Origin of the sequence: Oryzomonas sagensis, from assembly GCF_008802355.1 — a bacterium.
GTDB classification, from domain to species: Bacteria; Desulfobacterota; Desulfuromonadia; order Geobacterales; family Pseudopelobacteraceae; genus Oryzomonas; species Oryzomonas sagensis.
Genome location: NZ_VZRA01000001.1, coordinates 41,072 through 50,000, shown reverse-complemented (window position 1 = coordinate 50,000; position 8,929 = coordinate 41,072). Strand labels below are relative to the sequence as shown.

At 54.8% G+C, this 8,929-nt stretch carries 4 protein-coding genes and 2 rRNA genes (1 of these 6 only partly in view); 2 read left to right on the top strand and 4 right to left on the bottom strand.

What is annotated here, in order from left to right:
- Both F6V30_RS00200 and rrf read left to right on the top strand, forming a co-directional pair.
- Positions 1–2,368 (top strand): 23S ribosomal RNA (locus F6V30_RS00200) (it extends 587 nt beyond the left edge of the window).
- A gap of 234 nt (positions 2,369–2,602) precedes the next feature.
- Positions 2,603–2,719, top strand: a 5S ribosomal RNA gene (gene rrf, locus F6V30_RS00195).
- A gap of 391 nt (positions 2,720–3,110) precedes the next feature.
- On the opposite strand, the gene F6V30_RS00190 is transcribed toward rrf, so the two are convergent.
- From F6V30_RS00190 to F6V30_RS00175, 4 genes are all read right to left on the bottom strand, one after another.
- Positions 3,111–3,800, bottom strand: a complete 690-nt coding sequence (locus F6V30_RS00190) for an HAD family hydrolase (RefSeq protein ID WP_151154537.1) — start codon at positions 3,798–3,800, stop codon at positions 3,111–3,113.
- Positions 3,794–4,606 carry a phosphatase PAP2 family protein gene (locus F6V30_RS00185; RefSeq protein ID WP_151154536.1) on the bottom strand — a complete coding sequence of 271 codons (813 nt, stop codon included), beginning with the start codon at positions 4,604–4,606 and terminating at the stop codon, positions 3,794–3,796. Before F6V30_RS00185 ends, F6V30_RS00190 begins: the two co-directional genes overlap by 7 nt.
- Positions 4,607–4,720: 114 nt before the next feature.
- Complete coding sequence (locus F6V30_RS00180; protein WP_151154535.1) at positions 4,721–5,920, bottom strand: GumC family protein; 1,200 nt, start codon at positions 5,918–5,920, stop codon at positions 4,721–4,723.
- An 11-nt stretch (positions 5,921–5,931) separates the two neighbouring features.
- Positions 5,932–8,619 (bottom strand): SLBB domain-containing protein, encoded by a 2,688-nt coding sequence (locus F6V30_RS00175; RefSeq protein WP_151156355.1) that lies wholly within the window; start codon positions 8,617–8,619, stop codon positions 5,932–5,934.
- Positions 8,620–8,929 lie beyond the last annotated feature (310 nt).

Sequence of the window (8,929 nt, the reverse complement as noted above, 5' to 3'; positions counted from 1 at the left end):
TGTATATCAGGTGTGACCGCGTGCCTTTTGCATAATGAGTCAGCGAGTTACTCTTACTAGCGAGGTTAAGTTCATAGAATGGAGCCGAAGCGAAAGCGAGTCTTAACTGGGCGTCTAGTTAGTAGGAGTAGACCCGAAACCGGGTGATCTATCCATGGCCAGGGTGAAAGGAAGGTAACACTTCGTGGAGGCCCGAACCCACTGGCGTTGAAAAGCCAGGGGATGAGCTGTGGATAGGAGTGAAAGGCTAATCAAACTCGGAGATAGCTGGTTTTCCTCGAAATATATTTAGGTATAGCCTCACGTATGCGTGACGGGGGTAGAGCACTGGATGGGCTAGGGGTCTCACCAGATTACCAAACCCAATCAAACTCCGAATACCGTCAACGAAGAGCGTGGGAGTCAGACGGCGGGTGATAAGATCCGTCGTCAAAAGGGAAAGAGCCCAGACCGCCAGCTAAGGTCCCCAAATCTACGCTAAGTGGAAAACGATGTGGAAATGCCCAGACAACCAGGAGGTTGGCTTAGAAGCAGCCACCCTTTAAAGAAAGCGTAATAGCTCACTGGTCGAGTGGGTCTGCGCGGAAAATGTAACGGGGCTAAGCGTAGTACCGAAGCTGCGGATCGGCGCCTTAAGGCGTCGGTGGTAGAGGAACATTGTGTAAGCCTGCGAAGGTCGACCGTGAGGACGGCTGGAGGTATCACAAGAGATTATGCTGACATGAGTAGCGAAAATGCGGGTGAGAAACCCGCACACCGTAAACCCAAGGTTTCCTCCGTAAAGGTAATCTGCGGAGGGTTAGTCGGTCCCTAAGGCGAGGCTGAAAAGCGTAGTTGATGGGAAACAGGTTAATATTCCTGTACCACCTGTTGTTGCGATGGGGGGACGGAGAAGGGTAGGCGATCCGGGTGCTGGATGTCCCGGTTCAAGCGTGTAGGCGGGAGTGGCAGGTAAATCCACTGCTCCGTTAACGCCGAGACGTGATGACGAGAGCGTATGCTCACAAAGTCGTTGATCCCATGCTTCCAAGAAAAGCCTCTAAGCTTCAGACAGCAGGTGACCGTACCGTAAACCGACTCAGGTGGGTGAGGAGAAAATCCTAAGGTGATTGAGAGAACACTGGTTAAGGAACTCGGCAAAATGACACCGTAACTTCGGGATAAGGTGTGCCCTCATTAAGTGTAGCGATACGCACGTGAAGCTGAAGAGGGTCGCAGAGAAATGGCGGTAGCGACTGTTTACTAAAAACATAGGTCTCTGCTAAGTCGCAAGACGATGTATAGGGACTGACGCCTGCCCGGTGCCGGAAGGTTAAGGGGATTTGTTAGGAGCAATCCGAAGCTTTGAACCGAAGCCCCGGTAAACGGCGGCCGTAACTATAACGGTCCTAAGGTAGCGAAATTCCTTGTCGGGTAAGTTCCGACCTGCACGAATGGCGTAACGATTTCCGCGCTGTCTCAACCAGTGGCTCAGCGAAATTGAATTCTCGGTGAAGATGCCGAGTACCCGCGGTAAGACGGAAAGACCCCGTGAACCTTTACTATAGCTTGACAGTGACATTCGGAATAGCTTGTGTAGGATAGGTGGGAGACTTTGAAGCTGGCACGCCAGTGTCGGTGGAGTCGCCCTTGAAATACCACCCTGGTTGTTTTGGATGTCTAACCTTGGCCCGTCATCCGGGTCGGGGACACTGTCTGGTGGGTAGTTTGACTGGGGCGGTCGCCTCCCAAAGAGTAACGGAGGCGCGCGAAGGTTCCCTCAGGTTGATTGGAAACCAACCGTAGAGTGTAAAGGCATAAGGGAGCTTGACTGCGAGACCCACAAGTCGAGCAGGTACGAAAGTAGGTCTTAGTGATCCGGCGGTTCTGTATGGAAGGGCCGTCGCTCAACGGATAAAAGGTACTCCGGGGATAACAGGCTGATCTCCCCCAAGAGTTCACATCGACGGGGAGGTTTGGCACCTCGATGTCGGCTCATCGCATCCTGGGGCTGAAGTAGGTCCCAAGGGTTTGGCTGTTCGCCAATTAAAGCGGTACGCGAGCTGGGTTTAAAACGTCGTGAGACAGTTTGGTCCCTATCTACCGTGGGCGCAGGATACTTGAGAAGAGCTGTCCTTAGTACGAGAGGACCGGGATGGACGTACCTCTGGTGTTCCAGTTGTGCCGCCAGGCGCAGTCGCTGGGTAGCTATGTACGGAAAGGATAACCGCTGAAAGCATCTAAGCGGGAAGCCCCCTTCAAGATTAGGTATCCCTGGGTGTAACAACCCCTGTAGGCCCGTTGTAGACCACAACGTTGATAGGCTGGGTGTGTAAGCGCAGCAATGTGTTTAGCTTACCAGTACTAATCGGCCGTGAGGCTTGACCATAAAAATAAAATACGGTCCGGGGGAAGGTCCTCCTTCCCCCAGGCCGGATATAAATCGCAAATCATGCACAAAAACCTAAACCACAATGCAATTGGATAACCGATATGGGCACAGGATTTTGTGTCATATGCAAGGCAGCCAAGGAGTGGGGCGCGAGGCGTAGCAGCGCTACGTTGAGCGACACACGACGAAGGCAACTCCGCAGATGACCAAAAGCCGAAGCCCACATGATTTCTCGGTGGCAATGCCGAGGGGGTCACACCCGTTCCCATCTCGAACACGGAAGTTAAGCCCCTCAGGGCCGATGATACTGCACGGGTAGCTGTGTGGGAAAGTAGGTCGCCGCCGGGAATAATTAAAACAACGAGCCCTTCAGGAGCATTCCTGAAGGGCTCGATTGCGTTTCACTCACAAAAATCATGAAACGGGAATAGGAATCGGGAAGCGTGAATGGCGCAGCCTTTATTCACCGCTTACCATTCACCATTCATAGACTCTTCTGTCATTCACAGAAAATATTCCCCGCCGCTAGTAAATGATGATGTAACCGTGAGACTCCGCTATCCCCCGAACCTCGTCCTTATCCTTGAGCGTGTAGCTCTTCCCCTCCAACGTGAAAATGTAGCCGCCCTTGCCGTCCGGTACCGCATCCTCCAGCAGCGCCTCGAATGTCGCCGTATGATGTCGCAGTGCTGCTGCTATGCTGCGAACTTTGCCGCAATCCTGCCGATGATTAGGGATGTTAAGGATGTACCGTGAAGGGGATAAGCTCTTCGAGTGAATCGAGGACGACCGAGGCTTCAGAGATGAGCGCCTTCGGGTAGCTGTTAGTCAGGCCGATGACTTGCAGACCGGCACCCTTTGCAGCGGTAATTCCCGCCGGCGTGTCCTCAATGGCGACGGTTCGGCCAGGTGTTAGGGCGGCATGTGAGGCGAGCTTTTCGAATGCGAGACGATAGGTTTCCGGGTCTGGTTTGCTTTTCGTAACATCATCGGCGGTCACGATAACGTCAAAACAGTTGGCTATGCCAAGCTGCTCCACTATAGGAGCGATATCGGACTGCAGGGCACCGCTGCTGATGGCAAGGGGTACTTTCATCAGGTGCAGTTTTTTGATCAATTCTACGACCCCTGGGTAGCTTGTAATGCCATCCTGGATGACGGTCTGGAAGATCTCAGCCTTGCGCTCCACGAGCGAGGAGAGTGTAGCGGTATCGAGCGGCCTGTTTTGGGTGGCGAATGCCTCTATAAAGGCATCGCGATCATCAAAGCCCATATAGATGTCAACGTACTGCTGCCACGAAAAACCGAGCCCGAGTGGTTCCAGGATGCGCTGGAACGCCTTGTAGTGCAACGGCTCCGTATCCACGATAACGCCGTCGAAGTCGAAGATGACGGCGTTGGCCTCCAGGCCCACCGGAAAAACTACCATCTCCCCACCATTGCCAGCCCTGCTCCATTCTCAAAGGCCTGAGGTACTATCGCCACTTTCTGGCCCGCTGCATGATAATGGGTGACGACCCGGCCGCACAGCTCTCCCAACGCCGCACCCATAATCACATCGCTGGCCCAGTGCTTGTTCTGGTACAGACGTGAGAATCCGACAAACGTCGCCGCCGTGTAATATGCGGTTTTCAGGGTGAGGCTCTCGGAGGTCGATGCCATGACGGAGGCCAGGGCAAAGGAACTGGAGGTGTGCATGGACGGGAATGAATCGTAATTGTTCTTGAACCGAAACGGTTTGAAGTCACCCTTGGATGTGGTGGCATCGGGGCGCCCCCGGCCGGTCGCCTCCTTGATCAGGAAGGTCGAGGCATCGGCCAGGATAAGCGATTCCCCCATCATCTCGCCGACCTCCTTCCACTTCGGCGAGTCCGCGGCGATGGCGCCGCCGTAGACCAGTGCCGCAAATCCCAGATGAAGAAAAGGATCGCCTGCCAGGGAACCGGCATCGGCGGCCTTGTCGAGGGCCTTGCCCCTGCGGGTCTGGAGTTTGTCGTGGATGTCCTTGTCAAACACGTAGGTAAGGCCGACAGCCCCCGCCACCCCGATTGTTACGAGGATATTGCCGTTATCGACTTGGAACGGCGTCCGGACCAGTTCAACGGTCTCGTGCCCCAATCTCGAGACACCGCTGCCGATTTCATTACCGATGGTGATATCCCCAATTTCGGACGCACGCCCCAGTGCCGGGATCAGCAGGAGGAACGTTATCAGACCTGCGATAGATTTTCTCAAGGTTGCTCCACAAATGGCGAAATAGACCGGCCGGATGGCGCGGTACACAGCGAGCCGGCAAAGTCGGCGACAAAACAATGGCTATCTTCCGGGAAAAATGGTGAGGTATGACGGTTAACGGTCATGGCGCCTGAACCGGAGTGAATTTCTGATGTCGCGGATAATAACGGCATCTTCAGGGGATAGTTTCGAAAGATACTCCTGGATAAATACGACGAATATGGAGGCAAAGAAGGCCGTAACGGCAGCGAGAATAACGATCATGGAGCGTTTCGGTTTGCTCTTCTTCAAGGGGGCGACCGCCTCATCCAGTACCTGCACCGAAGAGGAGTCCTTGGCTTCGCTGATCTTCGCCACCTCGTACTGCTTGGTGAGTTGTTCAAAGATGGCTTCTTGCGTCTTCAATTCGCGCATTTTGCGGACGTATTCCACTCCCAGGGCCGGGATATTGCCGACCGCCGGAATCACATCGGTGCCGCCGCTGCCGCTCATTGAGCCGAGCTGACTCTTGAGACGGGAGATGCCGGCCTGGAGCGCCTTTACTTCACTGCTCTCATCGGTCATGGAATTGCGGAGCGTGGCGAGTTGCCCCTCTTTGGTGATGATCTCCGCTTTCAGGCGCGCTATCCCTTCAATGGCGGCTGTTGCCTGGGAATCAGCCTTGAAGGTTTTATATTTTTCCTGGAATGCCTTCATATCGTTCTCTGCGTTGCGCAGGTCCTGCTTTACCACTTCCAGCCGTTTCTCCAGGAACACGCGCTCCGCTCCCGCCTTGGAGAGGTTGAGCTCGACACTGCGTCGCCCCAACTCGGCCACGAAGGTATTGGCCAACTGCGCTGCCTTTTGGGGATCCCGGCTTTCGGCGTCGATACTGATGATCCCGTCCTTGCCGGCTTTGAACTTGACAGCGCCTTCCAGTTTTTTCCTGGTTTCGTCGATGGATTTGGCCTCGAATTCTTTTTGAAGGTTCAGCCGCTTAATGACGGAGTCCGCCACTGAGCGGCTCTTGAGGATGCCGAGGTAGAGGTCGGTAGAGCCTCCCAAACCACCCATGCCGCCCGCCAGGGAAGCCAGGCCGCCGGCCTGACTGAGCAGAGCGGAAAGACCGCCGCCCGACTCCTTTTGAGGGGGGAGTATTTTTGCGCTGGCGGTGTAGATGTTTTTCAGTGCCAGCGAATAGCAGACCGCTATGATCACGGCGGCAGTGCATATCTTGATAATGACCGATTTGCGCCTGGCGACCACCTGCAGGAGTTCGAGGAGGTTGATTTCCTCTTCTTCGGGAAGAGGACATTGTTCTTGAGTTGCATTCATGGGGTCACTCATCATTTGAGCCCTATCAGGACCGTGCCTGCCGTAAGGGCGATCTGGGATATGATCGTGGTGATATCCTTGATATCGCGGAGCCACGCCGTGCGCTCCAATTTTTGCGGTACTACCAGGGTATCGCCCGGCTCCAGGTAGGATGACATGAAGCTGCCGAGGGTCCACTGCTTGGCATCGTCACTCCACTTTATGCCGAAAGACGCCTGTTGCCGGCTGAAAACCGTACCGTCGGCCTTGATGATGAACATCTCGTCGACTTCGGCATCACTGGTGGCTCCGCCGGCCTTGTTGAGATAGTTTTCCACGGAGCTGCTTTCGGGAACATACACGAAAGAGATGGGGTTGTAGACCTGCCCCAAGACGTTGACCACATTGGTCCGGGTCGGGACTTCCAGGATGTCCCCGCCTTCCATTTCCAGGTCATAGCTGCTCTTCTGCAGTTCCCCCAACGGGGCAAGCCGGATGACCACGCGGCCTTCGGCCTTCAAGAGCTTCATCCGCTCAAGGTCTTTTTGCAGGCCGTCCAGGGCGGATTTCGTGGCTTCAAGCTCTTCCTTGGAGGCGGCGACAGAGGCAAGGGCGGCCTGTTTCTGGTTGATTTCCTTTTCCGTCTTGACAAGGATCTCGTCCATCCGCTTCTGTTGTTCCTTTTGGACGGAGCGTCGGGTAAACTTTGCCCCTCTCAGGTAGGCCTTCTCGGTGAAACCGCCGGCACGGGCAATAACGGAACTTAGTTTCTCGCCTCTGGCCACGGAGTAGACGCCGGGATACTGCACTTCGCCCTTGAGTCGAATGAACTTATCCGTTGAATCGGTCCACCCGACAATGCCACGAACAATCAGCACATCGTCCGATTTCAGGGGGAGGTTGTGGGCGGGGTCGCCGCTGATGGCCTTGCCCAGGTCAATCTGCGTGCGCGACGCGGTCGCCTTGTCGCCGGCGACCTCCACGCGGCTGAGTTCGGCCATGTCGAGCAGGGCGTTTCGTTTCGCGCTGCCGGCGGCGGAGACGAGGTCTCGCACCGTCATGCCGGGGTGAAATTCGTATTTTCCCGGATTAACGACAAAACCGTTTATGATGACACTCTGTTTTTCCTGCATCTCCCAGCGTGAAGCTACCTTGATGGTGTCCTGCTCCTGGAGGGGAACGTTTTCGGCCTCGTTGCCTTCCAGGGCTTTGCGGAGGTTGAAATGCAGCATTTCCTTATGGTAATCGGGCAGGGCAAGGCGGGTGATTTCGGCGGATTCCAGGTACGATTCGGGCAGCAGATCCGCAAAGGAGGAGATAAGGTCCTTTACGCGCATGCCTTTGCGGAACTGATATTCGCCCGGCCTGACGACATTTCCCGTGAGGCTGACGACTTGGCGGACCGCCTCCTGAACGGGAAATATCTTGACCATATCCCGATCCTGTATCCCTACGCCGGCTGTCACACGATCCATGTGGCCATCCTTGGGTTCGTAATCAAGGGCGATCTTGGCGCTGTTGCCGGAGAAGCGTTCTATCTGGATCCTGCCGGTAAATCCGCTGGCGGTGATGCCGCCCGCCATCTGAATGACATCGGCCAGCGTCTGGGGGCCTTTCACTTCGTAAATTGCGGGACGCTTTACCTCCCCCGCAACGGCCACGATCGGGCCGATAACCGGGACAAAGAGGGTGTCGCCGTTTTGGAGGCGGACATCCTTGCTGCGGTCCCCGGAAAGGAACATGTCATAGAGATCGATATTCCCAGCCGGCTTGCCGGTGCGGGTGAGCTTGATCGCGCGCAACGACCCGTTTTTCGTGGGGCCGCCCGCCGCCGACAGGGCGTTGACTACCGTGGCAAGGGAACTGATGGGGTAGCTGCCGGGTAATTCGACTTCACCCACCACAAAAACCTGGATGGTCTTTAATTTTCCAAGCGAAATATTCATGCTGTAGTTTTTGAAGTATCGCGATACGACCTTCTCGATGGCCTCTTTGGCCTTTTCGTAGGAGAGGCCCCATACCTTAACAACCCCTGCCCGGGGAATCATGATCTCGCCATTGCGATCTACGGTAAGGGTGTACCGGGCATTGATGGACCCCCACAGGGAGAGGTTGAGGCTATCACCCGGCCCCATGACGTAATTATCCCCCACGGGGAGGTTGTCCGTCGCTTCCAGCAACTGGGCGCTGTTTTTGAAAAAGTCGTAGCCGAATTGCCGGAGTTCACGCTTGAACGGTTCGGGGGTGAGTTTGTCCTGCAATGTTTGATTTTTACGGGAAAAGACTTTCTCCAGGGAAGAACCGAGCTCTTCAGCGGGAAGGGGAATGATCTTGATCTCTTCCGATTTGGTGATGCGCTTTTGCTCTCTGTTTATGGCAATGATCTGAATGAAGTAAACCTGGTGATTTTTCAAATCGCGCAGGGTATAGGTCGTGTCATTTCCGACATCGATGGATTTGATCGGTTTGTTTGGAGCAAGACCTATCTGGATTCGATATTGAACCGCTTCATCCTCCTGGGGCTTGCGATATCCTGACGGCTGCCAACTGAGGCGCGCCAGGCCGTCGCCCGGCTCAGCCTTTACTACTAAACGGGTCTTCAGCCTGTTCTTGTCAGCGATGATTTTGCCGCTATCGGAAATTTTTTTCTCGTCGGTTTGGGCCCCCCCCAGAAGATCGTTGTCAAAACTTTCCTCGGGTGTCAGTTCCTGCTCCCGCATGCTGCCGTCAGGCTGGATACGTTGATCATCCTGAAAAGTATTGTTCAAGGGGAAACGCTGATTGCCGGAATAGGTGCCGCTGTTCTGCTGAGGGGAGTAGGCGTTCTGTTGGTAGGGGTCTGTTTGGGGTGCTTTTCTTGAAGTCTGTTCTTGAAAGATACTGTCTGTTTGGTCCGTAAGACCATCATACGAGTCCAGCGACCAAGCATTTGTCCCCACGCAGGCCGTTACCAGTGCCGTTGTCAGAAACACCTGCCCCAATAAATATGTTACTCGCGACATTTTTAAAAACCCCACAGTCATATTTGTC

Coding starts and splice junctions, on each gene's coding strand:
- F6V30_RS00190 (WP_151154537.1), bottom strand. CDS start 3,800: ATGGTAGTTTTTCCGGTGGGCCTGGAGGCCAACGCCGTCATCTTCGAC.
- F6V30_RS00180 (WP_151154535.1), bottom strand. CDS start 5,920: ATGAATGCAACTCAAGAACAATGTCCTCTTCCCGAAGAAGAGGAAATC.
- F6V30_RS00175 (WP_151156355.1), bottom strand. CDS start 8,619: ATGCGGGAGCAGGAACTGACACCCGAGGAAAGTTTTGACAACGATCTT.